The 26,200-nt window shown below is 67.4% G+C and carries 28 protein-coding genes; 18 read left to right on the top strand and 10 right to left on the bottom strand.

Translation table 11 applies throughout. The annotated features are described in order from the left end of the window. Nucleotides 1–110: 110 nt before the first annotated feature. On the bottom strand, nucleotides 111–371 hold the full coding sequence (locus VHA82_RS09595; RefSeq protein WP_325542899.1) for a hypothetical protein: 261 nt from the start codon (nucleotides 369–371) through the stop codon (nucleotides 111–113). A 138-nt stretch (nucleotides 372–509) separates the two neighbouring features. Then, on the bottom strand, nucleotides 510–728 hold the full coding sequence (locus VHA82_RS09590) for a hypothetical protein (protein WP_325542897.1): 219 nt from the start codon (nucleotides 726–728) through the stop codon (nucleotides 510–512). A gap of 119 nt (nucleotides 729–847) precedes the next feature. Here VHA82_RS09590 and VHA82_RS09585 point away from each other — a divergent pair, with 119 nt between their 5' ends. From VHA82_RS09585 to VHA82_RS09560, 6 genes are all read left to right on the top strand, one after another. Further along, complete coding sequence (locus VHA82_RS09585) at nucleotides 848–1,831, top strand: SAM-dependent methyltransferase (protein WP_325542895.1); 984 nt, start codon at nucleotides 848–850, stop codon at nucleotides 1,829–1,831. 87 nt (nucleotides 1,832–1,918) lie between these two features. Continuing rightward, on the top strand, nucleotides 1,919–2,185 hold the full coding sequence (locus VHA82_RS09580; RefSeq protein ID WP_325542892.1) for a hypothetical protein: 267 nt from the start codon (nucleotides 1,919–1,921) through the stop codon (nucleotides 2,183–2,185). Nucleotides 2,186–2,338: 153 nt separating this feature from the next. Beyond that, the gene (locus VHA82_RS09575; RefSeq protein WP_325542890.1) at nucleotides 2,339–3,604 is read left to right on the top strand and encodes an amidohydrolase; all 1,266 of its coding nucleotides are present in this window, start codon (nucleotides 2,339–2,341) and stop codon (nucleotides 3,602–3,604) included. A 15-nt stretch (nucleotides 3,605–3,619) separates the two neighbouring features. Then, the gene (locus VHA82_RS09570) at nucleotides 3,620–4,513 is read left to right on the top strand and encodes a DUF2167 domain-containing protein (RefSeq protein WP_325542888.1); all 894 of its coding nucleotides are present in this window, start codon (nucleotides 3,620–3,622) and stop codon (nucleotides 4,511–4,513) included. Continuing rightward, a complete protein-coding gene (locus VHA82_RS09565) occupies nucleotides 4,500–5,207 on the top strand; it encodes a hypothetical protein (protein ID WP_325542886.1) in 708 nt (235 codons plus the stop codon). Before VHA82_RS09570 ends, VHA82_RS09565 begins: the two co-directional genes overlap by 14 nt. Then, the gene (locus VHA82_RS09560; RefSeq protein WP_325542884.1) at nucleotides 5,204–5,581 is read left to right on the top strand and encodes a J domain-containing protein; all 378 of its coding nucleotides are present in this window, start codon (nucleotides 5,204–5,206) and stop codon (nucleotides 5,579–5,581) included. Before VHA82_RS09565 ends, VHA82_RS09560 begins: the two co-directional genes overlap by 4 nt. A 34-nt stretch (nucleotides 5,582–5,615) precedes the next feature. Here the strand turns inward: VHA82_RS09560 and VHA82_RS09555 are convergent, their stop codons facing one another. Beyond that, on the bottom strand, nucleotides 5,616–6,728 hold the full coding sequence (locus VHA82_RS09555) for an acyl-CoA dehydrogenase (RefSeq protein ID WP_325542882.1): 1,113 nt from the start codon (nucleotides 6,726–6,728) through the stop codon (nucleotides 5,616–5,618). A 112-nt stretch (nucleotides 6,729–6,840) separates the two neighbouring features. Between VHA82_RS09555 and VHA82_RS09550 the strand changes: the two genes are divergently transcribed. Beyond that, complete coding sequence (locus VHA82_RS09550) at nucleotides 6,841–7,089, top strand: DUF3297 family protein (RefSeq protein WP_325542880.1); 249 nt, start codon at nucleotides 6,841–6,843, stop codon at nucleotides 7,087–7,089. Nucleotides 7,090–7,105: 16 nt separating this feature from the next. Here VHA82_RS09550 and VHA82_RS09545 read toward each other — a convergent pair whose 3' ends face one another. Together VHA82_RS09545 and VHA82_RS09540 are read right to left on the bottom strand one after the other, a co-directional pair. Then, nucleotides 7,106–7,609: a hypothetical protein gene (locus tag VHA82_RS09545; RefSeq protein WP_325542878.1), complete on the bottom strand. Its 504-nt coding sequence runs from the start codon at nucleotides 7,607–7,609 to the stop codon at nucleotides 7,106–7,108. An 8-nt stretch (nucleotides 7,610–7,617) separates the two neighbouring features. Beyond that, nucleotides 7,618–8,652, bottom strand: a complete 1,035-nt coding sequence (locus VHA82_RS09540; protein ID WP_325542876.1) for a LacI family DNA-binding transcriptional regulator — start codon at nucleotides 8,650–8,652, stop codon at nucleotides 7,618–7,620. Nucleotides 8,653–8,839: 187 nt separating this feature from the next. On the opposite strand from VHA82_RS09540, the gene VHA82_RS09535 reads away from it, so the two are divergent. The 6 genes from VHA82_RS09535 to VHA82_RS09510 all read left to right on the top strand — a co-directional run bounded on the left by VHA82_RS09535 (nucleotide 8,840) and on the right by VHA82_RS09510 (nucleotide 15,943). Next, entirely contained in the window at nucleotides 8,840–10,201 is a 1,362-nt protein-coding gene (locus tag VHA82_RS09535; protein WP_325542873.1) for a uracil-xanthine permease family protein, read from the top strand. Between the two features lie 11 nt (nucleotides 10,202–10,212). Further along, nucleotides 10,213–11,619, top strand: coding sequence for an amidohydrolase family protein (locus tag VHA82_RS09530; protein WP_325542871.1), 1,407 nt, complete (start codon nucleotides 10,213–10,215; stop codon nucleotides 11,617–11,619). Next, on the top strand, nucleotides 11,616–12,323 hold the full coding sequence (locus VHA82_RS09525; protein ID WP_325542869.1) for a sulfite exporter TauE/SafE family protein: 708 nt from the start codon (nucleotides 11,616–11,618) through the stop codon (nucleotides 12,321–12,323). Before VHA82_RS09530 ends, VHA82_RS09525 begins: the two co-directional genes overlap by 4 nt. Before the next feature lie 58 nt (nucleotides 12,324–12,381). Further along, on the top strand, nucleotides 12,382–13,041 hold the full coding sequence (locus tag VHA82_RS09520) for a response regulator transcription factor (RefSeq protein WP_325542867.1): 660 nt from the start codon (nucleotides 12,382–12,384) through the stop codon (nucleotides 13,039–13,041). Continuing rightward, on the top strand, nucleotides 13,038–14,384 hold the full coding sequence (locus VHA82_RS09515; RefSeq protein ID WP_325542865.1) for an ATP-binding protein: 1,347 nt from the start codon (nucleotides 13,038–13,040) through the stop codon (nucleotides 14,382–14,384). Before VHA82_RS09520 ends, VHA82_RS09515 begins: the two co-directional genes overlap by 4 nt. 68 nt (nucleotides 14,385–14,452) lie before the next feature. Then, complete coding sequence (locus tag VHA82_RS09510) at nucleotides 14,453–15,943, top strand: DegQ family serine endoprotease (RefSeq protein WP_325542863.1); 1,491 nt, start codon at nucleotides 14,453–14,455, stop codon at nucleotides 15,941–15,943. Between the two features lie 96 nt (nucleotides 15,944–16,039). On the opposite strand, the gene VHA82_RS09505 is transcribed toward VHA82_RS09510, so the two are convergent. The 3 genes from VHA82_RS09505 to VHA82_RS09495 all read right to left on the bottom strand — a co-directional run bounded on the left by VHA82_RS09505 (nucleotide 16,040) and on the right by VHA82_RS09495 (nucleotide 17,884). Beyond that, entirely contained in the window at nucleotides 16,040–16,237 is a 198-nt protein-coding gene (locus VHA82_RS09505; protein ID WP_325542861.1) for a hypothetical protein, read from the bottom strand. 231 nt (nucleotides 16,238–16,468) lie between these two features. Next, a complete protein-coding gene (locus tag VHA82_RS09500; protein WP_325542859.1) occupies nucleotides 16,469–17,194 on the bottom strand; it encodes a hypothetical protein in 726 nt (241 codons plus the stop codon). Nucleotides 17,195–17,443: 249 nt separating this feature from the next. Then, the gene (locus tag VHA82_RS09495; protein ID WP_325542857.1) at nucleotides 17,444–17,884 is read right to left on the bottom strand and encodes a protein tyrosine phosphatase; all 441 of its coding nucleotides are present in this window, start codon (nucleotides 17,882–17,884) and stop codon (nucleotides 17,444–17,446) included. Between the two features lie 164 nt (nucleotides 17,885–18,048). On the opposite strand from VHA82_RS09495, the gene VHA82_RS09490 reads away from it, so the two are divergent. Further along, a complete protein-coding gene (locus tag VHA82_RS09490) occupies nucleotides 18,049–19,071 on the top strand; it encodes a CorA family divalent cation transporter (RefSeq protein ID WP_325542855.1) in 1,023 nt (340 codons plus the stop codon). A gap of 30 nt (nucleotides 19,072–19,101) precedes the next feature. Here VHA82_RS09490 and VHA82_RS09485 read toward each other — a convergent pair whose 3' ends face one another. After that, the gene (locus VHA82_RS09485) at nucleotides 19,102–19,398 is read right to left on the bottom strand and encodes a hypothetical protein (protein ID WP_325542853.1); all 297 of its coding nucleotides are present in this window, start codon (nucleotides 19,396–19,398) and stop codon (nucleotides 19,102–19,104) included. Nucleotides 19,399–19,514: 116 nt separating this feature from the next. Between VHA82_RS09485 and VHA82_RS09480 the strand changes: the two genes are divergently transcribed. The 3 genes from VHA82_RS09480 to VHA82_RS09470 are packed head-to-tail and all read left to right on the top strand — an operon-like array spanning nucleotide 19,515 to nucleotide 21,412. Continuing rightward, the gene (locus tag VHA82_RS09480) at nucleotides 19,515–20,099 is read left to right on the top strand and encodes a DUF4337 domain-containing protein (RefSeq protein WP_325542851.1); all 585 of its coding nucleotides are present in this window, start codon (nucleotides 19,515–19,517) and stop codon (nucleotides 20,097–20,099) included. A gap of 23 nt (nucleotides 20,100–20,122) precedes the next feature. Continuing rightward, on the top strand, nucleotides 20,123–21,079 hold the full coding sequence (locus VHA82_RS09475; RefSeq protein ID WP_325542849.1) for an aldo/keto reductase: 957 nt from the start codon (nucleotides 20,123–20,125) through the stop codon (nucleotides 21,077–21,079). Nucleotides 21,080–21,121: 42 nt separating this feature from the next. Continuing rightward, nucleotides 21,122–21,412, top strand: coding sequence for a hypothetical protein (locus tag VHA82_RS09470; protein ID WP_325542847.1), 291 nt, complete (start codon nucleotides 21,122–21,124; stop codon nucleotides 21,410–21,412). Nucleotides 21,413–22,412: 1,000 nt separating this feature from the next. On the opposite strand, the gene VHA82_RS09465 is transcribed toward VHA82_RS09470, so the two are convergent. Next, nucleotides 22,413–22,706 carry a hypothetical protein gene (locus tag VHA82_RS09465; RefSeq protein WP_325542845.1) on the bottom strand — a complete coding sequence of 98 codons (294 nt, stop codon included), beginning with the start codon at nucleotides 22,704–22,706 and terminating at the stop codon, nucleotides 22,413–22,415. Nucleotides 22,707–22,995: 289 nt separating this feature from the next. Here VHA82_RS09465 and VHA82_RS09460 point away from each other — a divergent pair, with 289 nt between their 5' ends. Beyond that, complete coding sequence (locus VHA82_RS09460; RefSeq protein ID WP_325542843.1) at nucleotides 22,996–26,196, top strand: efflux RND transporter permease subunit; 3,201 nt, start codon at nucleotides 22,996–22,998, stop codon at nucleotides 26,194–26,196. Nucleotides 26,197–26,200 lie beyond the last annotated feature (4 nt).

Here is a 26,200-nt window from a genome sequence, read left to right as displayed (position 1 = left end):
GGGACAAGCGGCCCACTGTAGCGGGCGACCCGAGAGCGCGTGCGCGGCTGTAAGTCTTTGTGTAGAAGCGGATGAGAAGCGGGATGCCGACAAGGGCGCCGATCGCAGCCTCAGGCGGCGGCGCGACCGGCGCAGTGATTGAACTCGCGCACGAACTCGATGAACGAATTGCGCGTCTGCGTGACGCCGTCGAGCACGATCACCGTGTTGGGATGCTCCATCGCGCGGTTGTAAAAGCGGCGCAGCGCGTCGCCGAACTCGCTGTCCGGAACGTTCTCGTACGCCACCGGCACGCCGTACGGGTTGGCGATGCTGATCGAGTGGCCGTTGGATTCGCTTCGCTTGCTTCGCACGCTGGATTCGCTTCGCATGGAGTGCCCTTTTGCATCGTTGCCTCACACAATGCGCTCTCGCGAAGCCTTCCCACTACGGCCGGCGGCCCGAAAGCGCGACGGACCGCGCCCACAGGCTCAGCGATTGCGGCCGACGCACGCCTCGGCGCTTGGACTTCAACCCTTCTTCGGCGCGGCGCCACGCCGGGCCACGATTTCCACCATCGGCAGCGTGACGTGGCGTGCCTGCGTGAAACTGGCCGAAGCGCTTCGCACGGCCTCGTGGCTCGCCCAGCCGGAAGCGAGCCAGGCGGTCGCCACGGCCGCCGCGGCGACCGCCGCGGTGAAGCCGCGAAGCTGAGGGGTGAGAAGCGGTTGCGGTGCGGCGACATACATGGCGGGTTGCTCCGGATCGGTTGAAGTCTCTCGTGGTCGATGCACGCACTGTAGGCGGCCGATCCGGGCGCCGCGAGCGCGTTGCGATGAACTGCAGCCGGCCGCGACGAACCGCCGCCATGGCGGGCTGGCCGGTCGCCTGCGTGCCGCGTGCCGATGGTGCGATGATCGGCCGGATGCAGGACTCCATGCCCAGCCGCACGGCGATCGCCACGTCGCTCATGCGCGCGAGCCACACGCGGTGCGACCCGCACCGCATCTTCACCGACGACTGGGGCGACCGGCTGGTTCCCTCTCATGTGCGCGAGCGCATCGCGCAGGCCGTACGCGCCGACTCCCGGCCCCCGCCGCCGCCTGGCGCCTCGGTCGACGAGCTGATCCACCTGTGGGCGCGCCACAACCCGGCCTATGCGAACGTGATCACGCGCTCGCGCTATGCCGAGGACCGGTTGCACGAAGCCGTCGCGCGCGGCGTGCGGCAGTACGTGCTCGTGGGCGCGGGCTTCGACAGCTACTCGCTGCGCCGCCCGGCCGAGGGGCAGGACTTGCGCATCTTCGAGGTCGACCATCGCGCGACCCAGTCGTTCAAGCTCGAACGCATCGCGGCCTGCGGCGCCGCGGTGTCCGATGCCGTGACTTTCACGACCGCCGACTTGTCGAGCGAAAGCCTCGCCGACGCGCTCGGGCGCTCAGGCTTCGAGTTCGGCCGGGCCACATTGTTTTCGTGGCTGGGCGTCACGGTCTATCTCACGCGTGAGGCGAATTTCGCGGCGCTCGCGGGCATGGCGCGCTGTTCGGCGCCCGGCAGCGAACTCGTGTTCACGTATGCGGACCAGCGCGTGTTCGAGAGCGACCCGCGGGCCGGCGGGCAGTTCGCGAGGATGCAGAAAGAGGTCACGGCGATCGGCGAGCCGTTTCTCTCCGGGTTCGCACCGCAGACGCTGGCGCGGGACCTGGCGAGCGTGGGCTTCGAGCTGCTGGAGGACCGCGGCGATGACGAACTGCTCGCGCGCTACGACCCCCGGGGCGTGAACGGCCTGCGCGCCGGAGGCTACGGCCGGATCGCGCATGCCCGGGCGATGGGAAGCGGCGTGAAGACTTGACCTTCGACAACCTTTCGCGCGCCCGCGGCGCGCGGCCCGCGCGGCCTTGACTCCGGTCACGGCGCGCCGCGGCCCTCCAGGCGTCCAATGAGTCTCATGGAAGACTGCTTCGCCTGGACCGATGAAGGACGCCGCGTGGCCGCGGCCTTCGAACCCCTGCACCGGCAATGGTGGCAGGTTTGCGAGCAGGCGTGCCATGCCGAATCGGCCCTGGCCGTGGCGTGGGCCGTGCATCTGCATGCCGGGGGGCCGCGTCCCACGCAGGAGCAGGCCGACGAGGCGGATCGGCTGCGCGCCGTGGCGACGTCGCGGTTCAACGCCGCGATGGCGTATCTGCGATCCAACCCGATCTAGCCTGACGTCCGCGCTCCGCCCTGCGCAATGGCTCCTGGGCCACGCCGTCACTTCGAAGGTTCTCATCCATTGCCGGTAATGGGATGCCCGGTATTGCCGCCTCGCGGCCGATGCTCTAATGGGCGGGCCACCCGCAGGCGCGAGGAGTCATCCATGCCCGACCAGGCCGTCCACCCAAGTTCCATCGCCACCTTGATCGACGAAGCGGCGCGCGCGCTCGAGCCGCGGATGCTCGCCTGGCGGCGCGACATCCATGCGAATCCGGAACTGGGAAACCGCGAGGCGCGCACCGCCGCGCTGGTGGCCGAGCACCTGCGCGCCCTCGGACTCGACGACATCCGCACAGGCGTCGCGCACACGGGCGTGGTGGGCGTGCTGAAGGGCGCATTGGCGGGCCCGGTGGTGGCACTGCGGGCCGACATGGATGCACTTCCGGTGACGGAGCAAGTCGACGTGCCCTTCGCATCGAAGGTGCGCACGCAGTGGAACGGAGAAGAAGTCGGCGTGATGCACGCGTGCGGGCACGATTGCCACGTCGCGATCCTGATGGGGGTGGCCGAAATCCTCGCGGGCCTGCGGGCGCAGCTTCGGGGCACGGTGAAATTCATCTTCCAGCCCGCCGAGGAAATGCCGCCCGAAGGCGAGGATGGCGGCGCGAAGATGATGATCGCCGAAGGCGCGCTCGAAAACCCGGTGCCGAATGCGATCTTCGGGCTGCACGTGAGCTCGAAGTGGCACACCGGCACGCTCGCGTATCGGCCCGGGCCGGCGATGGCGAGTTCCGACCGCTTTCGCATCACCGTGCAAGGCCGGCAGACGCACGGCGCGGAGCCCTGGCGCGGAATCGATCCGATCGTGACTTCGGCGCAGATCGTGCTGGGGCTGCAGACCATCGTGTCGCGCAGCCTCGACATCACGAAGGAGCCCGCGGTCGTGACGGTCGGTGCGATCAAGGGCGGCGTGCGGGAGAACATCATCCCCGACGAAGTGCAGATGCGCGGCACGATCCGCGCGTTCGACGAAGGCATGCGCGACCAGATGCACGAACAGGTGAAGAACCTCGCCGAGGCGATCGCGCGCGGGGCGCGCGCCGGCTGCGAGGTGTGCCTGCACAAGGGCTATCCGGTGACGATCAACGATCCCGCGCTCACCGCGAGGATGGTGCCGACGCTCGAACGCGTTGCGGGTGCGGACAAGGCGATCCTCGTGGACAAGCTCACGGGGGCGGAAGACTTCTCGTACTTCCAGCGGGTGGTGCCGGGGTTCTTCTTCTTCGTCGGCGTCACACCGCCAACGGTCGCGGTGGCCAAGGAGGCGCCTGCGAATCATTCGCCGAAGTTCTTCGTCGACGAGACGGGGTTGCTGCTCGGGCTGCGCGCGCTCGCGCAGGTGGCTTGCGACTATCTCGAGGCGCGGTGATCAAGGAGGAATGCTATGTACTTGCGCGTACCCGTCGCAGCGCATCTGGCGAACGTTCTTCGCCTGGTTTTCGCAGCTGTCACCCTCGGCGCTGCGGCGATGTGCTGGGCGCAGATGCCGCAGTCGCAGCAGGATGCCGCTGCGCAGTTGCGTGCCCTTCCATGGGTTACGGCGCCCACAGCGGGAAACATCGCCGGGAAAGCCACGGTGGACCTCACCGGGATGCGGTTTCTGGACCCCGACGGCACGAATCGATTCATGACGCTCACGGGAAATCTTCCCCGCGCGAATTCCTATGTTCTGGGACGAACCGATCTTGGATGGTGGGCGGTCCTGGATTTCCTCCCCGAGGGGCTCGTGAAGGATGACGAAGAGATCGATGCCCCGGAACTGATGAAGGTCCTGAAGGATGGAAACGCGCGAGCCGCCGAGGAGCGCAAGCAGCGCGGCCTTCCGGCGTTGACGCTGGATGGCTGGGAACTCGCGCCGCGATATGACCGGGAGAACAAGCGCCTCGAGTGGGCGACGCTGTTGCACGACGGATCGGGCCAGCAGGTCGTCAACTACACGACGAAGCTGCTTGGCCGCAGCGGCTATACGACGGCGACGTTGGTGACCGAGCCCGCGACCTTTTCCAATGACGTCGCGGAATTCAAGCAGACCCTTCGTCACGTCGAGTATGTTCCCGGTGAACGGTACTCGGAATGGAAGGAAGGCGACAAGGTCGCGGCCTACGGCCTAGGCGCACTGATCGTTGGTGGCGCCGCTGCCGTTGCCACGAAGAAGGGCCTCTGGGCCGTGCTGGGCGGTCTGCTGGCGGCCGGCTGGAAACTGATTGCAGGTGTCGCCGTCGCGGCAGTGGCGGGTCTGCGGGGATTATTCGGTCGCAAGAAGAATGATCCTGTCTGAAGCATGGCTTCTGGCCATTCTGCTTCTTGCGCTCTACATCCACGATGCTGTGGTCCTCACGGGGCCTGCCGCGGCGTTTCTGGTGCGCTTGCCGGGCGGCACGTGGTCGGTCGCATTTCCCACCGCGCGGTTCACGCTCGCAGGGCGCCACCTGTTCTTCCCGTCCCAGATGCCTCCCGCGACGCCGGTCTTCGCATTGAACTGGGACGGACGCGAAAACGACGACGGGCTCTGGCAGCCTGAACTCGATGCATCGAGGCTGAAGCCGCTGTCCCTGATCAGCGGCTTTAGCTTCTTGCTCGTGCTCGTCGCGCTGCCACTGGCTCTCCTGACTCACCAGGCTACGTTTGTGGTTGTGCTGGCGATTGGGTGCGCGTATCTCTCGGTATTCGCAAGCATCACCGTTTTGTGGCTGGCCAGGAGCCGACTCGGGCTTTCGCAGAGATTCTGCGCGAACCTCACATTCGAGATGCTTCTATGCCCGCCTGTCGCCGCGAATCTGGTTCGGCGGGTTTCACTCTCGCTCGCCATCGAGTCCCACTTCATCACCCTCGCCCGGCGGCTTGCGGCTCCCGGTCGCTGGAGCGAAGCGCGTGACGAACTGGCTCGACGAATCGATATCCAGCTCGAGGCAGTCGAGCCTGGGTCCGTTGAAGACAGTTCCCTGAGGCGAGTGCGAGAACAGCTGATATGACATCCATCGAGATATTCGCCATCTTGTTCTTCGGGGTCATGGGGTATCTCGCGGTCAGTCACTTCCTGGACCGCCCGGCAAGTCGCAAGCCTTCACGGGGACGGGCGAACTCGGGGGCGGATGATGGAAGAGGCGAGCACGACAGCGCGAAACCCGAAGGCGATGCACCGCGCAGCTGGTGGGAGGTGCTCGCCATCCCGCCGAACGCGTCCGTCGACAACATCCGGCAGGCGTACCGGATTCAAGTGAGCAAGTATCACCCCGATAAGGTTTCCCATCTTGGGGAAGAGTTCAAGGCGATCGCTGAGCGCCGCGCCAAGGAGATCAATGCCGCCTACGATGAGGCAATGCGCAGCCGTGGCGCCGCGACTTGACTTGGGGTGGCGCGTCAAGTCGGCGGGCGCGTGTTCAAGGCACTCTGGCGTCTACCAGTAGCGCATGCTGCGTCGCCGTGTGATAGTCACGCCACACGCGATTGACGTCGGTGCGGGCGTCGGCGGCCCGCAGTCCGCACCAGGGATAGAGGCCATCGACCACCGAGCGTGATGCGGCAACGAGATCGAGCGAGGCCGCGTCGAGCGCGCTGCTCTCGCGGTCGGGCAGCGTTGCATCCGCTTCCACATGCGCCCACGCCGCGTCGAGCGTTGCAAGGAAGCGCTCGCGCGTCGACCCGAGATCGCCCTCGATCCGCTCCAGCAGAGCGCGCACCTTCGGCAAGTCGCCGAACGTGCCCGTGCTGCCGTGGCGCCGATGCGCAACGATCGGCCCAGCCAGTTCCAGAAAGTGCCGTGCCATGCCGCACAGATTGGCCGCGAGCGTGACGTACGCCAGCGTGAGAAACGGGAATCGGTAGAGCGGCCCCTGGGCAGTGGCCTTCGCCGCATCGATATCGAACGCATGGTCCAGAGGCAGCCACGCTTCGTCGATGCGAAAGGAATGCGATGCGGTGGCCCGCAGCCCGATGGCATGCCACGACTCGACGACCCGCACCTGGCTGGAGGGCGCGATGAACGCACGAATGCGTGGGCGGCCCTGTTCATCCGTGAGCGGCTCGTCGCCTTCCTGCAGCACGGCGTTGAACGTGAAGTGCGTGGCCAGGGGCGCGCCACTGGCATGGTCCCAGCGGCCCGTGATGCGCCACCCATCGCGCGCGCGCCGCGCGATGCCGGCCGGGGCGCCGCTGCCGGCGAGGCACACGCGCTTCGTGCAAATCACCTCCTTGGCCAGCACCGGCGGCAGGAAGCCTGCGAACCAGCCCGCGCCGGCGCAGAGCGTCACGACCCAGCCGCAGCTGCCGTCGGCGTGCGCGATGGCCTCTTCCAGCCGCACGGCCTCGGGCAGCGGCAACTGCCTGCCGCTCGCTTCGCGCGGAGCGAGCATCTTCAGCCAGCCGCGGTGGTGAATGAGCGCCCGCTGCGAGGGATGCAGCGTGCCGGCCGCGTCGGCGTCGGCCGCGTGGCTGCGCAAGCGCTCGACGTCGCGGCGGGACAGTGCGAAGGAGAGGGGAGCCGCCGAGGTCACGGCTTCGCGCCGGACCTGTTCAGTGGACTCGGCGATTTCTCACTCTTCATGGCACTCTTCATGGCACTCTTCATGGCACGAATGTAGCGCACGCACGAGAGACAATCCCCCAATGACCGACCCCGCACCCCGCCCCGAACTCCCCGATCACCTGAGTGTCGATCCGCGCAGCCCGCATCACGTCGCGGCGATCTTCGAGCACGAGATCGGCATCCGCTTCAACGGCCGGGAACGGCATGACGTGGAGGAGTACTGCATCAGCGAAGGCTGGATTCGCGTGCCCGCCGGCAAGACCGTCGACCGCAAGGGCCAGCCGTTCATGCTGAAGCTGAAGGGGCGGGTCGAGGCCTTCTACAAGTGAGGCGCGCGAGCGCCGCTCAGCCGACGCATTCGTACTTCGCGCGCACCACCCGGTCCATGTTCGTGCCTTCGATGCGGATGAGGCGCGTCGGGCCGGTGCGGCTCGGCGCGTGCAGATCGCCCTCGTTGTAGACGTGCGCATCGCCCGGTGCGAGCGCGTAGGTCCGCACCGCGCGCACCTGCCCCGGCCGCTCGGGCGTCGCGGGTTCGACCAGCGAGTAGTCGGTCATCCGCGTTTCCCCCGCCGCCTGTCCATAGATGGCCCAGGAGTGCGCGTGGTCGTGCGGGCTGCTCGACTTCTCGCCGCGGTACTCGTGCGCGAGGATGCAAAAGCCGAGCTCGGGGTCTTCGTAGAGCAGCCGGCGTTCGGGCGGCGCATCGCTGAATTGCGCGGCGACGAACTGTGGATCCTTCAAGGCATCGCGCAGCAGCGCCGCGACCTGCTCGCGCCCTTGCGGATCGTCGGCCTTCGAGAGAATGTCGCGGCAGGCCCGTGCGAACGAATCGAGCGTGTACGTCATTCCGCCGATCATAGGCGCGTCGTCGATTCGCGTTCCACGAGTTGCGGCGCCGCCCCGGGGCGCATCCGGTCGCTCGTGCTGCCGCGCAGATGATCGAAGAGCAGCTCGACGGCGGTCTGCGCGGTCTCGTCGAGATGCATGTTGACGGCGGTGAGCGGCGGCTGGCAGGTGCGCGCGCGCAGCCCGTCGTAGCGCGTGATGAGCATCACGTCACCCGGAATGCGGCGGCCGCTTTCTGTCACCGCGCGCGCCGCGCCGCTTGCGAAGGCGTCCACCGGCACGCACAGCGCATCGAGTTCCGGCCGCCGCGCGAGCAGCGCCCGAGCCGCCTGGTAGCCGCCTTCCTCGCCCTGGCCTTCCACCACGCGCACGACTTCGCTTCGCATGCGCCTGCGCCTCGCGAACGCGGCATAGGCCGCCTCGGACTCGACGTGAGAATTGCGCTGCTCGTCGCCGATCACGAGGGCGATGCGTCTCGCACCGCGCACCCACAGATGATCGAGCATCAGGTCCGTCGTCTCCGCCGAGCGCAGGTCCACGTAGGGCGCGGGTTGCCGCACGCCGGGCTGCCGCCCGATCGTGACCACCGGCAATCCGCGCTTGCGGAAATGCTCGACACTCGCGTCCTTGGCCGACGGCTCGACGACGAGCCCCGCGTCCACGTCGAGCATGTCGAGCCGCAGGCTTCCGGATTCCACCGGCGGCACCAGCACGAGAGCGAGGCCCCGGGTGAGCGCCGCCGAAGCGGCCACCGCCGCGATCTCCATCAGGAAGCCGAGGCGCGACGGCCCGCCCGCGACGCCGAAGGGCATCGACGATATCAGCGCGATCATGTGCGCCTCGCCCGTGCGCAGACGCTGCGCATGACGGTTCGGCCGGTAGCCGAGCCGGCGCGCGGTCTCCTTCACGCGCTCGCGCGTGAGCGGGTCCACCTGGCCGCGGTCGTTGAGCGCGTGCGACACCGTGGTGGGCGAAACGCCCGCCGCCTTCGCAACGTCCTTGATGGTCACGTGCGCTGCCGCGCTCGCCTTGCTGCTCGCCAAATTGCCCGCCTCCTCGGTGATTACCCGAATGACCTTGACAGCCCCGGTGGCCCCAACTATTCTCCCAAAACGATTTGGGCCTTCCCGGCCAGTGTAGCAGCGCCTCGAGGCGCTTTTTCCGGGTCGGCTCCCAAATCGATTTGGGCAGGGCGGCTTTCTTTCTTTTCGTTTACTGGAAAGGTGCGCGATGGCGACTCGAGATTTCCCGTTACCCGTCGACGAGCGGCTGCCCTGGGGGCAACTGCTCGCGTTCGGGCTGCAGCACGTGCTGGCGATGGCGGCCGTGCCGATCACGTCGGTGTTCCTCGTGAGCAAGGCGCTCGGGCTGCCCGCCGACCTCACGATCAACCTGATCAGCGCCACCTTCCTGGTGTGCGGCCTCGGCTCCATCCTGCAGGCCTTCGGGCCGCTCGGGTTCGGCGCGCGCTTGCCCTTCGTCATGGTGCCGGGCGGCGCGCCCATCGTCATGTTCGTCACGCTCGCGCAGCAGCGCGACCTTGCGACGGCGAGCGGCGCGGTGATCCTCACGGCGCTCTTCTATTTCCTGATCCTGCCCGTCTTTGCGCGCTGCATGAAGTTCTTTCCGCGCATCGTGATCGGCACGCTGCTGCTGCTCGTGTCGGTGAACCTCGTGAAGGTGTATGGCGGCATCATCGTCGGCAAGCCCGGCGCGGCCGACTTCGCGGCGCCCGTCAACATCTTCCTCGCCTTGGCGACCGTCGGCTTCACGATCGTCTTCGCGCGCGCGTTCAAGGGCATGCTCGGGCAACTCTCCGTGCTGCTCGGACTCGTGGCCGGCACCGTCGTCGCGGCCGCCCTCGGCATGATGAGCTTCGCGAACGTCGCGCAGGGCCCCCTCGTGAGCCTGCCCACGCTGCTGCCGTTCGGCATGCCCAACTTCGACATCTTCGCGGCCGTGCCTCTTCTCATCTTCAGCGTGATCTCGATGGTGGAGGCGACCGGCCAGACGGTCGCGGTGGCCGAGATCGCCGGGAGGGACATCGTGATGCGCGAAGACGTGCCGAAGACGATCCGCGGCGATGCGCTCATGTCGCTTCTCGGCGGCGTGCTGGGCACCTCGATGATCATCACGAGCGGCGAGAACATCGGCATCGTGCGCGCCACCGGCGTGCGTTCGCGCTACGTCACGGCCACCGCGGGCGCGATCCTCGTGCTCGTCGCGCTCGCGGCGCCGCTCGGGCGGCTCGGCGCGGCGATCCCCGCGCCGGTCGTCGGAGGCACCGCGATGGTCGTGTTCGCGATCATCGGCACGATGGGCATCGACATGCTGCGCCAAGTCGACCTGCGCGATCGCGGCCACATGTTCACGCTGGCCGCCGGCCTCGTGATGGGGCTGCTGCCGATCCTCGTGCCGGGCCTCTATTCGAAGTTCCCGCCGAACGCGCAAGTGATCCTCGGCAACGGCCTCGCGATGGGCTCGATCACCGCCGTCCTCATGAACCTGCTGTTCCAGATGAAGCCCCAGCCGAGAACGGACGCGCCATCCGCTGGTGCGCCGGTGGACGTGGCGGAAGCACGCGCGCAATGACTTCAGGCGACATGAACACCGCCCCCGCTCAGCTGCAAGCGTCCGAGCTGCTGCTCGTTCCCGAGCAGGCGATGCTGCGCGACGGGCCGGTGACGGACTGCGCCGTGGTCGTGGCGAAGGGCGCCTTCGCGGACGTGGGTCCGCGCGCGCAAGTGCAGCAGCGTCATCCGCATCTGAAGGCGGTGGAGCTGCCCGGGCGCGCGCTGATGCCGGGGTTCGTCGATGCGCACCATCACCTCACGCAGTCGTTCGGCAAGTCGCTCGCCTACGGCGAGCCCTCCGAGATCTTCCGCCGCGTGTGGGTGCCGCTGGAGGCTAGCCTGGACGACGCGTTCCTGCACGATGCCGGCAAGCTGGCCGCGCTCGAGTCGCTGCGCGGGGGCTTCACGACCGTCTGCGACGCGGGCACGCGAGCCAAAGGAGACATCGCATCGCTTGCGGATGCGACGCGCGAAGCGGGCCTGCGCTGCGTGCTCGGGCTCGTGTGCAACGACGGCGGCAACGAGAGCACGGCGCAGGAGCGGCGAGCGGTGCTGGATCGCGCGGCGGGCCACCTGGCCCGCTTCGAAGGCGATCGGCTGGTGCACGCGTCGCTTGCGATTTCGGTGCCCGAAGCCGCGTCGGACGACGTGCTGAAGGCTGTCTCTTCGATGTGCCGCGACGCGAGCGCGATCTTCCAGACGCACGTCAACGAACATCTCGCGTCGGTGGAGCGATCCATCGTCGCGCGCGGAAGGCGCCCGCTCGAACTGCTCGGCGATCTCGGCGCGCTCGGGCCGCAGATGCTGATCGCGCACGGCGCGCTGCTCACGGCCTGCGAGATCCGTCTGCTCGCCGACACCGGCACGGGCGTGAGCTACAACCCCGTCGCGAGCCAGTGGAAGGGCAACGCCGTCGCGCCCGCGTATCTCTTTCGCGAGTTCGGCGTGCGCTTCGGACTCGGTACGGATGCGACGCGCAGCGACGCCTTCCGCCTGATGGACGCGGCCGAGGCGGCACAGAAGATCGCGTATTCGCTGCAGGCCGGCGACGCATCCGCGGGCGGCGGATGGACGTGGTTCGATCACGCGAGCTTCGGCGGCGCGGACGTCGCCGGGATCGGGCATCTCACAGGCGAGATCGCAGTGGGCAAGCGCGCGGACTTCCTCCTCGTCGACGTCGACACGCCGGAGATGTGCACGACTTTCGACACCACTTGGGATCTCGTGCGCATCGCCAACCGGGACCAGATCGAGGCCGTGTACGTCGACGGGGTGATGCGGCTGTGGCAAGGCTGGCCCGTCGACTGGGACGCGCGATCCCTTATGCGAAAGGTCCGCGAACGCGCGCACACCGCCGTCGCGAATGCGCCGATCCAGCGGCTGCATCTGCCCGCCGCGCAGGATCGCCTGCGCGTGAAGCAGGAAAGGCGCGCGTGAGCCTCGAAGTCCTCTTCGGCCTGTCGATGGCCGTGGTGCTGGGCGGCTTCGTGCAGGGCGCCACCGGCGTGGGCTTCGCGCTCGTGGTCGCGCCCGTGATGAGCTTCATCGCGCCCGACCTGTTGCCCGTGTGCCTGCTCGCGCTCATGATCCCGCTCAACTTCTTCGTGCTCTGGCGCGAGCGCGCGCAAGTCGACCGGCCCGGCGCGAGCTGGATCACGGCGGGGCGGCTCGCGGGCACGGTCGGCGGCCTCTGGGTGCTGGCGGCGCTGAGTGCGTCGCAGCTCGCGGTGTTCGTCGGCGCGGCGACGGCGCTGGCCGCGCTCGCGAGTATCTTCATGCCCGCCTTTTCGCCGACGACGCCGGCGTATCTCTGTGCCGGCGTGGTCACGGGAATCACGGAGACCGCGACCGGCATCGGCGGGCCGCCGCTCGCGCTCGTGTACCAGCATCAGCTGCCGCCCCGTGCCCGCTCGACCATCGCGCTGTGCTTCCTGCTCGGCGAGCTGGTCTCGCTCGCACTGCTCGCGGCGATGGGCTCGGTGCATCGCGAGCATCTGGTCGCAACCGCCGAACTGATCCCCGCGCTGGCAGCGGGCGGGCTGCTGAGCCACGCGGTGCACAGGCGCGTCGATGCGCGATTCCTGCGCGGCTTCGTGATCGTGTTCGCGCTCGTGTCGGGCGGGGTGCTCATCCTGCGGTGACCGATCCCTCTCGATCGTCTTAAGCCAGACTTAAGCGCCAGCCTGCAAAATCCGGAGAATGCGAATTCTCCTCGTCGAAGACGACGCCATGATCGGCGACGCGGTGCGCAATGCGCTTCGCGCCGAACACTACGCCGTCGACTGGGTGCGCGACGGCGAAATGGCGGACACGGCGTTGCGCACCGGGACCTACGACCTCGTGCTGCTCGACCTGGGGCTGCCGAAGCGCGACGGGCTCGAAGTCTTGCGCGCGCTGCGATCGCGTCACGTCAACGTACCGGTGCTCGTCGCCACGGCCCGCGATGCGGTGCGCGACCGCATCGCCGGGCTCGACGCGGGCGCGGACGACTACGTCGTGAAGCCGTACGACACCGACGAGCTGCTCGCGCGCATCCGCGCGCTGGTTCGCCGCAGCGCGGGCCGCGCCGAACCCGTCTTCGAACACAACGGCGTGACGCTCGATCCGGCGACGCGCGAAGCCACCGTCAACGGCGAGCCGGTGAACCTCTCCTCGCGCGAATGGGCCGTGCTGGAACCCATGCTCCTGCGCCCGGGCGTCGTCTTCTCGCGCGCGCAGCTCGAGGAGAAGCTCTACGGCTGGAAGGAAGACATCAGCAGCAACGCGGTGGAAGTCTACGTGCACGGCCTGCGCAGGAAGCTCGGCGCCGACCTCATCCAGACCGTGCGCGGGCTCGGCTACGTGATACCGAAGCGATGAAGCCGCGCGAAGACAGTCATCATTCGCTGCGCCGGCGGCTCCTGTGGCTGATCCTCGCCGCGATTGCCGCCGCATCGCTCGTGCAGGGCGCGAGCGCCTATCGCACCGCGGTGCGGCAGGCCGATGCGATGTTCGACTATCACCTGGAGGAACTCGCGCGCTCCGTGCATGCCGGCGTGATCGTGGCTCCCGACCCCACGCGGTCCTACGATCTGCTCGTGCAGGTGTGGGGGCCCGACGGCGTGCAGCAGTTCCGCTCGAGCGGCATCGAGTTGCCGCCGCAGGCCGTGCTCGGCTTTTCGGACGCGCAGGTGAACGGAGTGCGCTATCGCCTCTATTCGCTGCAGACGCCGCAGCACACGATCCGTATCGCCCAGAACCTCGATGCGCGCCGCGCGCAGGGCCGCGCGATGGCGATCCAGGCGGTGCTGCCCATCGCACTGCTCGCTCCCATCCTGATGCTGGCCGTCGGCTGGCTCATCAACCGGTCCCTCGCGCCCGTGGAGCGCATGCGCAGGCAGGTGGCCCATCGCGCGGCCGACGACTTGTCGCCCCTGCCCGACGAAGGCATGCCGCTCGAAGTGCTGCCCCTCGTGCGTGAGCTGAACCTGCTCTTCGCCCGCGTCGGGGACGCCTTCGCGCAGCAGCAGACATTCGTCGACGATGCGGCGCACGAGCTGCGCTCGCCGCTCACGGCGCTCAAGCTGCAGGCGCAGGCCCTGAAACGCGCGCAGGACCCGGCCGAGCGCGAAGCGGCCATCGCAAGCCTGAACGAGGGCATCGAACGCGCGATCCAGCTCGTCGCCCAGCTGCTCGCGCTCGCGCGCGAGCAGGGCCGGGAAGGCGGGCGGCGAGCGGCCGAAGCGCCGCGGCGCGTGGACCTGCAGGACGTCGCGCGGCAGGCCGCCGCCGACGTGCTGCCGCATGCGACCGAGCGGCGCATCGACGTCGGACTCGTGACCGATGAGCCGGTGCAAGTGAGCGGCGATGCGGACGCGCTGCGCATCCTGCTGCGCAATCTTCTCGACAACGCGGTGAAGTATTCGCCCGCGGGCGGGCGCGTGGACATCTCGCTCGGCCACACGAAGGCTCGGCCGTGGCTCGTGGTGGAGGACTCGGGGCCCGGCATTGCCGCCGAGCAGCGCGAACGCGTCTTCGACCGCTTCTACCGTGTCGCGGGCGGCGACGTCGCGGGCAGCGGCCTCGGCCTGGCCATCGTGAAGACGATCGCCGAGCGCTACGGCGCAACCGTCGAGCTTGGCCGCTCGGAACGGCTCGGTGGATTGCGAGTCGAACTGACTTTCCCCGCCTCGCCCCCGGGCGAGGCCGAGGCCCGGCCTTAAGCGAGGCCTAAGGGGCGAGCCGCAACATTGCACGCATCCCTATCCCATTGAACGAGGACCGACGAATCATGAACAAGCCGACATTCAAATCCGTGCCGCTCGTGCTGGCCCTGCTCGGCGCAGGCGTGCTCGGCGGTGCCGGCGTCGAGGCGCTGCACCGGACCGAGCCCGCGCACGCGGCACTGTCGAGCCAGGTGAGCCAGCCGTTCGCCCAGCCGCACAACCCGGCGCAGGTCATGGGCGCGCCGCCCGCGCCCGTCACCGCCACCGTGGGCACGCCCGATTTCGTGGCCATCACGAAGCGCAACGGCCCCGCCGTCGTGAACATCAGCGTCGTGGGCACGCGCAAGGGCGTGGCCATGGACTCCGAAGACATGTTCGATCCGTTCGGCATCTTCGGCCAGCTGCAGCGGCACCAGCAGCGCAACATTCCGATGCGCGGCCTCGGCTCGGGCTTCATCGTGAGCCCCGACGGCGTCATCCTCACCAACGCGCACGTGGTGAAGGACGCGGACGAAGTGACCGTGAAGCTCACCGACCGGCGCGAGTTCCGCGCCAAGGTGCTCGGCAGCGACCCGAAGACCGACATCGCGGTGCTGAAGATCAACGCGCGCAACCTTCCGATCGTGGCGATCGGCTCCGCGCGGGAGCTTCAGCCCGGCGAATGGGTGCTCGCGATCGGCTCGCCCTTCGGCTTCGAGAACACGGTGACGGCCGGCGTCGTGAGCGCCAAGGGACGCACGCTGCCCGACGATTCGAGCGTGCCCTTCATCCAGACCGACGTGGCCGTGAACCCCGGCAACTCGGGTGGCCCGCTCTTCAATTCGCGCGGCGAAGTGGTCGGCATCAACTCGCAGATCTACAGCCAAAGCGGCGGCTACCAGGGCGTTTCGTTCGCGGTCCCGATCGATGTCGCGAGCAAGGTGCGCGACCAGATCGTGGCGCACGGCAAGGCGAGCCATGCGCGGCTGGGCGTCACGGTGCAGGAAGTGAACCAGGCGCTGGCCGATTCCTTCAACCTCGAGTCGCCGGAAGGCGCGCTCGTGGCCAACGTCGAGAAGGGCAGCCCGGCCGACAAGGCGGGCCTGAAGACGGGCGACGTGATTCGCCGTGTCGACGGCCAGACCATCGTGGCCTCGGGCGACCTCTCGGCCATCGTCTCCGGCGACGAGCCCGGCCAGCGGGTGACGCTCGAAGTCGTGCGCGGCGGCCATCGCGAGAACATCGCCGCGACGCTCGGCGATGCGGCCGACAAGAAGGCGACTGTCGCTTCCAGCGACGACCAGGCGGCCGAGAAGGGCAAGCTCGGGCTCGCGCTCCGGCCGCTCGAGCCGCGCGAACAGCGCGAAGCGGGCGTGTCCGGTCTCGTGGTGGAACAGGTGAGCGGCCCGGCGGCACGCGCGGGCGTTCAGCCCGGCGACGTGGTGACCGCCGTGAACGGCACGCCGGTCACGAGCATCGCGCAGGTGAAGCGCGCGGTGGAGAAGTCCGACAAGTCGATCGCGCTGCTCATCGTGCGCGACGGCGAGAAGATCTTCGTGCCGGTGCGGGTGGGGTAAAGCTTCCGGGTGCCTCGCCAATGACAAGGGCGGCCGAGGAGGGGCCGCCCTTCCTTTCTGGCCGTCCGGGTGGAGTGGACTGGCGAAGAGAGATGCTCAGTGCAGCGCGGTCCGCTCCACGTCCGGCACCGCCAATTCGCGTCCGACCATGGCGCGGGCATAGAAGTAGTTGTTGCGAGCGCGTTCGCTGAGCGTATCGAGGTCCACGTGGCCTTGCCGATCGCACGGAAACGCGTAACCGCGGCCGCTGTCGAACAGGTTCCTGAAGCGCAGCTGGAATTCGTTGGTGCTCATGTCGCGGCTCCTTCTCGATTTCAGTTCCGGTTTCGTCTGGATCGCTTTTCAGCTTGGCTTCACTATGGTCGCCAGACCGTCTTGCCGCCATCAGCCCTTGCCGAATCGGGGCATCAGTCCCTGCCGAAACGCAGGCTCGGCCGAGTCCGATGACGAGGCGGCGCGCGCGCCGACGAGCCATAGGAATCGTCCGACCGGCGGACGGGGCCGTGAAGAAGTGGCGCCTCGCGTCTAGAAGCGCAGGCCCGCCTGCAGCCGCAGCATGTCCCGGGGTGTGAAGTTCACGCGAGGATCCCACACGATGCGCGCGAAGACGCGCGGCCAGGCGTAGCCGACCGAGAGGCCCACCTTGTGGATCATCTGGCCGCTCACGAGCCCGCGTTTGGCGAGCACGTCGACCGTGAGGCGCTCTCCCTCGGCAGACGGCGTGCGCCACAGCACATGCAAGTGGCGCTCATCGGGGTTCTGGCGGTTGTCGCCGATGAGCGTGAGCGACAGTTCATGGGCCTCCGTCCAACGGTAGCCGCCGGAAAGTGTCCACGCGTCGTTGGGATCGAAATTCAGGTCCTGATACGGCCGCAGATTGGTCCGTCCGATGCCCGCACCGGCGAACCACGTGTCCCCTGTTTCCAGATACAGGTTGCCGCCGAGGAAGCCGCGGGAAGCGATCTGCAAAGTGGGTTGCACGCGAATCGCCCCGAGCTCGAACGTGCGAACCCAGCCCGCGCGCAACAGACTCATGCCGAATGCCCGGTCGCGATACGCGCCGATCCACGCTTCGCCGGCATCGGACCGGTACCGCAGGTCGACGTCGTAGGCGGTGGCCGATGGAGTGCCTGCGCCTCCCACCGAGTAGATGCCGGTGGTGAGCTGCAACGGCGGTTCTTCTTCGTCCGCGTGCGCGGCCAGGGCGAACGCGAGCAGACAGAGAGCGGTGAATCGTGGCAGAGTGTCCATACGTGTGGCGCGATGATGGCATGCGCAATTCAGGTGCCCGCCCGTCGCGCTCGCGAGGGCCCGCGAGCCGGCCGGCCTGCCGCTGCCCTTTGAGCAGGCACCGAGACGAAACGCGATGTCCCGCGCCAACTTGGGCTGCCCCTCCGATGGAAATCCACAAAGATTTCCACAGGAACGGGGGATGACTCGGCGTTGCAATTCGAGCGATTTTCCCTCTGAAAAAGCGCTCGGCGGGCTTGCGCGCCGCGATCAGCCGATGTAGGCGATATCCCGCAGGTCGTGGCGGATGTCGGCGGGGCTCGCGCCTTGCAGCGGCAAGTGCGCAAGCAGTTCCAGCCGTCGCCGCAAGCCGTGCAACATGACCATCGTTCGTTCGGCCAGCTCCCCCGGAGGCGGAGCCCCATCCAGCGCATCGGGCAGGGTCCAGACCGCGGTCTCGGGCTGGTCGGGCCAGGAGGGCTGACGCTGCGCCACGCCGGCATCGAGCAGGATCACGAAGTCCATGCGCGGCGAATCCATGCGGCGAAACGTGTCCCAGGCCGCGGGCTGCGGCACGGGCGCCCGCATGCTGGCGCGGCGCAGGGTAGCGAGGGCGACGGGGTCGACTTCACGAGCGGTCTCGCCGGGCTCGCCGCAGGCATACGGAATGAAGCGGTCTCCGGCGATGTGCTTCAGGCAGGCACAGGCCATGGCGCTGCGCAGATTCCCCCGTCTCGAGACGAACAGAACTCGTATTTTTCGGCTCACGGCCTCACGATAGCCCAATGCGCGCGCGAGCGCCAGAGAGGGGCCCCGCCCGCGACACATGTTGCGGTGAAAATCGCCGCGGCGACAACGCCCCGAGGAGCCTTCCCATGTCCCATGCATTCGATGCGGCGCGTGCCGCGGCCGACGACAGCGGTCTCATCTGCGGCTATCGGTTCGAGCCCGGCGCGCCGGCGCGCGAGATCACGCTGGGCGCCGCCTCGGAACTCATCGCATCCGTCGCGGCGGAGCGCGAGACAGCGGACTTCCTGTGGCTGCACTTCAACCTCGCGCACATGGGCGCTCGCCGCTGGCTGGAACGCGCGGACCTCCCGGCCGCCTTTCACGATGCGCTGAAGGAGCAGTCGCCCACCACACGCGTGGAGCGCGACGAGAACGCGCTCGTGGCGATCCTGAACGACGTGCACTTTCACTTCGGCTACGAAGCTTCCGAGATCGCGACGCTCTGGATCTGCGTGAACCGCCGCCTGGTGGTGACGGCGCGCCAGTCGCCGCTGCGCTCGACCGACCGGCTGCGCGTGGCGATCCGCGCCGGCGAAGCGATCGGCTCCAGCGTCGAACTGCTCGAGCGGCTGATGCGCGCGCAGGCGGACGTGCTGATCGACATCCTTCGCAACGTCACGCGCGAAGTGGACCGCATCGAAGACGAGATGCTCACCGGGCGCCTGAAGGTGAAGCGCGTGGAGCTCGGCGTGCGGCGGCGGCTGCTCGTGCGATTGCAGCGGCTGCTCGCGCCCGAGCCGGCGTCGCTCTACCGGCTGCTGCAGCATCCGCCGAGATGGATGGCCGAGGGGGAGGCGCAGCTGCTGCGCTCCGCGTCCGAGGAATTTTCCGTGGCGCTGCAGGACCTCGCGGGCGTTCAGGAACGCATCAAGCTGCTGCAGGAGGAGCTGAGCGCGCTCATGAACGAGCGCACGGCCAACACGCTCTTCGTGCTGACGGTGGTGACCGTGGTGTTGCTGCCCGTGAACCTGATTTCGGGGCTTTTCGGCATGAACGTGGGCGGCATGCCGCTGCAGCAGGACCCGCAGGGATTCTGGACGATCACCGCGATCATCCTCACGATCACCGGCGGGTGCGCATTCTTCGCGTTGCGCCGCCGGCCGGATTGAATGCTTCTGCCGTCACCGAATTCGCCCCTATCAGATGGGCAAACCGTTCTTCCAGTCGATCTGCCGGCCGTAGCGTCGGCGAACGCACGCATCGCCGGCCAGCGCCAACCCGGTCACCGCGCCGACCCCCAGCATGCCGACGCCAAGCGACGTCAGCACATCGCGTTGAGTCGTTCCCTCGGAGACGGGCAACACCGGAGCCTGAGACACCGGCATCGGAGAGAGCGTGAGCGATCGCGCATCCGCAGCAGGCCGGGCGGCATCGCCCGAATCCGCTGCGAGCGCCGCGCCGACAAAGAGTGCCTTGGCGCCGGTCTTGAGGTTCATTGTGTGCTCCTGGCAAATCCTCGTTTGTACGAAATTGGAGTCGGACTTGCTTCCTCCTTCGGTATGGGACACCGGCAGCGAATGGGACCGACGGATGTGCGCCACAATCTGGGCCCATGGAACTGAACCCCGTCGATGCGGCCGAACCCGAAACGAGGCCCTCGCGGCTCAATGCCGCCGTTGCGATCGCGGTCGCCCTGCTAAGCACGGTGATGGGCGTGTGCAAAGTGAAGGACGACAACATCGTGCAGGCCATGCAGCAGGCGCAGGCCGACAAGATCGATCACTGGGCGTTCTATCAGGCGCGCAACCTGCGCGAGGAAGTGGCGAAGGCCGCGCTCGCGCAACTCAGGCTGCAAGCAGCGGCGGCGAACGCTTCGCAAAAGGCCGACTACGACACGGCGCTCGCGCAATACCAGGCACTGGCCGACGAGCAGCACCAGAAGAAGGCCGAGCTGCAGAAGCAGGCCGAGGCCGACCAGCAGACCTACGACACCCTCAACTATCGCGACGACCAGTTCGACCTGGCCGATGCCTCCATCGCCATCGCGATCGCGCTGCTGGCCGTCGCCTCGCTCACCCAGTTCTGGTGGCTGTTCGGCGTTGCGATGGTCCCTTCCGCCTTCGGCACGCTGATGGGGATGGCCGGGCTCGCCGGCTGGAAAATCCATCCGCAGCTGCTCGCCTCGCTCCTCAGCTGAACCCCACACAAAGGAAGTTCCTCATGCAGTATCGCCCTCTCGGCCGCTCGGGCCTCATGGTCTCGCCGCTTTGCCTCGGCGGCAATGTCTTCGGCTGGACGGCCGACGAAGCCACGTCCTTTTCGCTGCTCGATGCGTGGATCGATGCAGGATTCAATTTCGTCGACACCGCCGACGTGTATTCACGATGGGTGCCCGGCCACACCGGAGGCGAGTCCGAAAGCGTGATCGGCCGGTGGCTTGGCGGGCGGCCTTCGATGCGCGACAAGGTCGTGATCGCGACCAAGGTCGGGATGGACATGGGCGAGGGCAGGATCGGCCTCGCTCCGGCGCGCATCCGCGAGGCCGTGGAGGCGTCGCTTCGGCGGCTGAACGTCGAGCGCATCGACCTGTACCAGGCCCATACGGACGATGCCGCGACGCCGCTCGAGGCGACGCTCGAAGCGTTCGCGAAGCTGATCGACGAAGGCAAGGTGCGCGCGATCGGCGCGTCGAACTACACGGCCGAGCGCCTGGCGCAGGCACTCGCCGTGAGCGCGCGGCTCGGGCTGCCGCGCTATGAATCGCTGCAGCCGCTCTACAACCTGCATGACCGGGCTGCTTTCGAAGGGGCACTGCAGCCGCTTTGCCTGAAGGAAGAGATCGGCGTCATCGGCTACTACGCGCTCGCCGCTGGGTTCCTGAGCGGCAAGTACCGCAGCGAGGAAGACGCTCTCAAGAGTCCGCGCGGCAAGCGGATCGTGTCGACCTATCTCGACCGGCGCGGCCTTGCGATTCTCTCCGCGCTCGACGAGGCGGCGGCGCGCACGGGCGCCACGCCCGCGAGCGTGGCGCTGGCGTGGGTGATGACGCGCCCGGGCGTCACGTCACCGATCGCGAGCGCGACCTCGCTCGCGCAGCTGGGGGAGCTGCGCGAGGCGGCGTCGCTCGTGCTGGATGCGCAGACGACCGCGCTGCTGGACGCGGCGAGCGCCGGTTAGACGAGAGTCTGCGGTTGTCTAACGGAGTTCAAAGCTCCCGACGTGATCGGGCAGGTGCGCACGATCGAGCGCAACGATCCTGTTCGAGTCAAGCAGGTGGTGGAAGAGCTCAAGGCGCGCGGCGTGAAGGGCAATGCGCGCGCTCGCCGGGACCGCGAAGAACGAAGTGAAGCCCGTCACAAAGAAGGTAGCCAAGTCATCCCAGAGTGGAGTGCGCGGTCCGTGGACGCGGCCGAAGATCGCACGGCGTCTGCGCGCGATCTGTCGCACCAAGCACCGGACAGCGTGAGCGTGTTCCCCGCACCGCCGATTTGCTCGAAGCCTTCAAAGTGATCAAGATAGCTGACACGCCTCCGGGAGATGCGTGGCTTAGACGCAAATTCCTCACACTAGTAAAAGGTAAAAGGCAAATCTGCTGGGGCCTTCGCCTATCTTTGACACGACACAGAGACGGGGCAGACTACGATCTGGTTACGGCATCTAGAAGATCAATCGGGATAATGAAAAGTCGCCATCGGGCAGCTTCTCCGCTGTCGCGATTATTCGGTCTTAACAATTCCGGCCCTCAAGAGAATGCACATGGCAAGCTGTGGTTTGCCATCAATGATTCCCACAACCTGTTCGACACCTATGTATACCCGCACGATCGTTGTAGCTCTTGCTATTGCAATTTGGTGTCTCGTGGGGTTCCTGTGGTTGCTACCGAGGAAGCTGCGCTTGCTCAAGAAGTATGGATATGACAAGACCGCGTGGGACATCCTGGCGCACAAGAAAGAGGACGCAGACCTGCGAAAGCTACTTCGCGACACTTGGATCTGGCTACCCATCGGGATAGTCGGTGGTCTCATCATCGTTTTCACTAAGTAGCGATCCAATCATCTCACTCAAACATAGCTTAGGGAACGAAAAATGCCAGGTGTGCAAGGTGGGAGCGCATCCTCTGTGTTGCAGCATGAAGGAATGGCCCCGAATTCCAAGGGAAAAGTACATGATTCGAGTGCTAATGACCTGCCCCTTGCCGGCGTACCAATCAAACTTGAGAAGTCCGCGTCAAGGGTCGCTGACTTTTCCCAGTCGTGGTCGTTCAAATTTCCTCGCCCGGGTTGGTTGACTCGAGCACGACGGAGTACTTGCGTAGTAGTTCGCGCGCGGGCGTCAACGCCGGGTTGCGAGCGCAACTGGCTCGCCCGGCGCAGCGAGATGAGGAGGCGCGTATGGCCTGCAATGGACGGTCAGATGGCCGCCACGGGTCGAGACTCGGTCGGCCTCGGCTGGAGACCGACCGAGGGCCGGGCCGGAGGCCGCCCGAGAACCGTGCCTCCGAACCGCGGCTTCAGCCGCGGCGCACGTAGTCGTGATGCACGTAGGCGTAATGCCTGTGATGATGCGGGCCGTAGACGTAGTGCCTGTGATGGTGCGGAACGTAGACGTAGTGGCGATGCACCACCGGCGCGCGATGGATCACGATCTTCTTCACGTAGTGGCGGCGCGGATGCACGCGCACGATGTGCTTGGTGACGGTGCCGTGCGGCGTCTGGCGCACGACGGTCGTCTCGGTGGCTTGCTGCGCGAATGCAGAGCCGGCGACGGCCAGGACGGCCGCGAGGGCCAGGTGGCGAAACTTCATGAGTGCACTCCTTCGATGGTTCGACAGACTTCGCCGGCCGGCTGCGGACGGCTTATCTGATTGACGCACGCGGCGGCGATCCGGCTGAAGGCCGCAGCCCCGCCTTCGCGTACGCATTCATCCGACGGCACGCACACGCCTCGGCAGTGCGGCCACGGGCACGACGCGTAGCGCCGCAAGACCTTTATCGGCGCGGGGCCGGGCTGTCTTTCTGCTTTACCGGCGAATCGCTTGGTGAGCTCCCGGGCCTTCACTTATGATCGTTCATTCTCCCCCGCAGTCCCCCGAGATGTCGCTCGTCCAGCTGGCGTTGAAGCGTCCCTACACGTTCATCGTGATGGCGATGCTCGTGGTGCTCGCGACGCCGCTCGTGCTGCGCAACATGGCCACCGACATCTTCCCGGAGATCAACATCCCGGTGGTGAGCATCATCTGGAACTACAACGGCCTGCCCGCGCAGGAGATGGGCCAGCGCATCGCCTCTTCCAGCGAACGCAGCCTCACCACGCTCGTGAGCGACATCGAACACATCGAGTCCACGTCGCTGCCCGGCATCACGGTGATCAAGGTGTTCTTCCAGCCGAACGCCAACATCCAGACCGCCATCGCGCAGGTCGTGGCCGGCGTGCAGGTGCAGGTGCGGTCGCTGCCGCCCGGCATCACGCCGCCGCTCGTGATCAAGTATTCGGCCTCCAGCATTCCGGTGGTGCAGCTCGCGATGTCGTCGGGCACGCTGCCCGAGCAGACCGTGTTCGACAACGCCGTGAATGTGCTCAGGCCGCAGCTCGTGACCATCCCGGGCGTGGCCATTCCCTTTCCCTACGGCGGCAAGGTGAAGGTGATCTCGGTCGATCTCGACACGCAGGCGCTGCAGGCACGCGGCCTCTCGCCCGCGGACGTCGTGAACGCGATCAACACGCAGAACCTGATCCTGCCCTCGGGCACGGCCAAGCTCGGCGGCACGGAATTCACGGTGCGCATGAACGGCTCGCCCGCGGCGCTCGCGGGGCTCAACGACCTGCCGGTGCGCACCACCAACGGAGCGACCACGTACATCCGCGACGTCGCCTACGTGCGCGACGGCTTCCAGCCGCAGACCAACATCGTGCGCCAGGACGGCGAGCGCGGCGTCCTGCTTTCCATCCTGAAGAACGGCGGCGCCTCCACGCTCGACATCGTCCGCAACCTGAAGGAGATGCTGCCGCGCGCGGCGCAGCAGCTGCCCGCCGACATCAAGATCGCGCCGCTTTTCGACCAGTCCCTCTTCGTGAAGGCGGCGATCAAGGGCGTGGTGGTCGAAGCCGTGATCGCCGCGGGACTCACGGCGCTCATGGTGCTGCTCTTTCTCGGCAACTGGCGCAGCACGCTCATCATCGGCCTCACGATTCCCCTTTCGATCCTCGTGTCGATCCTCTGTCTCTTCGCGCTCGGCGAGACGCTCAACATCATGACGCTGGGCGGCCTCGCGCTGTCCGTCGGGATACTCGTGGACCAGGCGATCGTCACGATCGAGAACATCGAGCGGCACATGCACGAAGGCCAGCCGCTCATCGCGGCCATCGAGATCGGCGCGGGCGAAATCGGCGTGCCCGCCTTCGTCTCGACGCTGTGCATCTGCATCGTGTTCGTGCCGATGTTTTTCCTCTCGGGCGTGGCGCGCTTTCTTTTCGTGCCGCTCGCCGAAGCCGTGGTGTTCGCGATGATCGCCTCGTACTTCCTCTCGCGCAGCCTCGTGCCCACGCTCGTGATGCTGATGATGGGCCGCGCCCACGAGCGGCATGCGAGCAGCAGCCTCCTGCAGCGGCTCTATCGCGCGTTCGACGCGCAGTTCGAACGCATGCGCCGCGGCTATGCCATCGTGCTCGCGAGCCTTCTCGCGCACCGCATGCGCTTCGGCACGGTGTTCCTCGCTTTCTGCCTGCTGTCGTGCCTGCTCGCGCCGGTGCTCGGGCGCGATTTCTTCCCGAGCGTGGATGCGGGGCAGATCCGGCTGCACATGCGCGCACCGACGGGCACGCGCATCGAGGAGACCGCGCGCATCGCCGACCGCGTCGAAGCGGCGATCCGCTCGCTCGTGCCGCCCACGGAACTCCAGACGGTGCTCGACAACCTCGGCATTCCCAATAGCGGCATCAACCTCTCGTACAGCAATGCGGGCACCATCGGCACGCTCGACGGCGAAATCCTGCTGTCGCTGAAGGAAGGCCACCAGCCCACGTCGCACTGGGTGTCGGTGCTGCGCGCGGAGCTGCCCAGGCGCTTCCCCGGCATCGAATTCTTCTTCCAGCCGGCCGACATCGTCACGCAGATCCTCAACTTCGGGCTTCCGGCGGCGATCGACGTGCAGTTCACGGGCAACGATCTCGAGGGCAACACGCAGCTCGCGGCGGAGCTCGTGAAGAAGATTCGCGAGATCCCCGGCGCGGTGGACGCGCACGTGCACCAGCGGCTGGACGGCCCCGCGGTCAATCTGCAGATGGACCGCACGCGGCTGCAGCAGATGGGACTTGCCGCGTCCAACGTCGGGCAGAACGTGCTGATCGCGCTTTCGGGCAGTTCGCAGACCGCGCCCGCGTTCTGGCTGAATCCGGCCAACGGCGTCGTCTACAACATCGTGGTGCAAAGCCCGCAGTACAACGTCGACTCGATCGATTCGCTCCTGAACATCCCGATCGGCGCGGCGGGCAGCTCGGGGCCGCCGCAGCTCCTCGGCAACGTCGTGGAAGCACAGCCCGCGCGGCAGCTGCCCATCGTCTCGCGCTACAACATCCGCCCGGCCGTGGACGTGTTCGTGAGCGTGCAGGGCACCGACCTCGCGAGCGTGGCCGCCGAAGTACGCAGGCTCGTGGCCGAGGTCGAACCCAGGCTCAAGCGCGGCAGCGAAGTGACGCTGCGCGGCCAGGTGGAGACGATGCAGACCTCCTTCCAGGGGCTCGGGCTCGGCCTTGCGATGGCGATCGTCCTCGTGTACCTGCTCGTCGTCGTGAACTTCCAGTCGTGGATCGACGCGGCGATCATCATCGCGGCATTGCCCGCCGCGCTCGCCGGCATCGCGTGGATGCTCTTCATCACCGGCACGACGCTCAGCGTGCCGGCGCTCACCGGCGCGATCATGACGATGGGCGTGGCGACGGCCAACAGCATCCTCGTGATCGCCTTCGCGCGCCAGCAGCGCGACGCGGGCCTCGGCCCCGTGGATGCGGCCGAGGCCGCCGGCGCGACGCGGATCCGGCCCGTGCTCATGACGGCGCTCGCGATGATCATCGGCATGATCCCGATGGCGCTGGGCCTCGGCGAAGGCGGCGAGCAGAACGCGCCGCTCGGCCGCGCGGTGATCGGCGGGCTTCTCTTTGCCACCGTCTCGACGCTGCTTTTCGTGCCGGTGGTGTATGCGGAGGTTCACGAGCGGATCACGCGCCGGCTTGCCGAGCGTGAGCCGCTGCTGCTGCCCGATGCGGCCGAACGGCTGGCGGGTGAGAGCGGCACGTGAGGGC

It is taken from the genome of Ramlibacter sp., from assembly GCF_035548915.1.
Taxonomy (GTDB): domain Bacteria; phylum Pseudomonadota; class Gammaproteobacteria; order Burkholderiales; family Burkholderiaceae_C; genus Ramlibacter.
This window is presented reverse-complemented; position numbering and strand designations above follow the sequence as displayed.